General features: G+C 38.2%; 1 protein-coding gene. It reads left to right on the forward strand.

Going from position 1 to position 251, the window contains the following annotated elements; genetic code table 11:
- Positions 1 to 98: 98 nt before the first annotated feature.
- A complete protein-coding gene (locus tag DY78_RS16835; RefSeq protein WP_134144313.1) occupies positions 99 to 227 on the forward strand; it encodes a hypothetical protein in 129 nt (42 codons plus the stop codon).
- The last annotated feature ends 24 nt before the right edge of the window (positions 228 to 251 follow it).

Below are 251 nucleotides of genomic sequence, written 5' to 3' on the forward strand. Positions count from 1 at the left end.
AATGATTGAAGGAGCAATAGTAGGCTGCGCGCTAACTGCATTATGGTTCAAGCGTCATGAAGTTGCTAGCTGGTTTGGAATTTAAGGAGATGAAGACGATGAAATTTACATTCCGGATTGGAAACGTGCTTTACAAACAGATCACGATTGAAGAATTGAATAATCTTTTTGACAAATTTAAGGAGGTTGAACGAATTGGAAGTACGCAAAGTATCGCTAAAGCCTAAATTTGAGTACGAAAAAAGCTGCTC

The organism is Lactiplantibacillus fabifermentans DSM 21115 (assembly GCF_000498955.2).
GTDB classification, from domain to species: domain Bacteria; phylum Bacillota; class Bacilli; order Lactobacillales; family Lactobacillaceae; genus Lactiplantibacillus; species Lactiplantibacillus fabifermentans.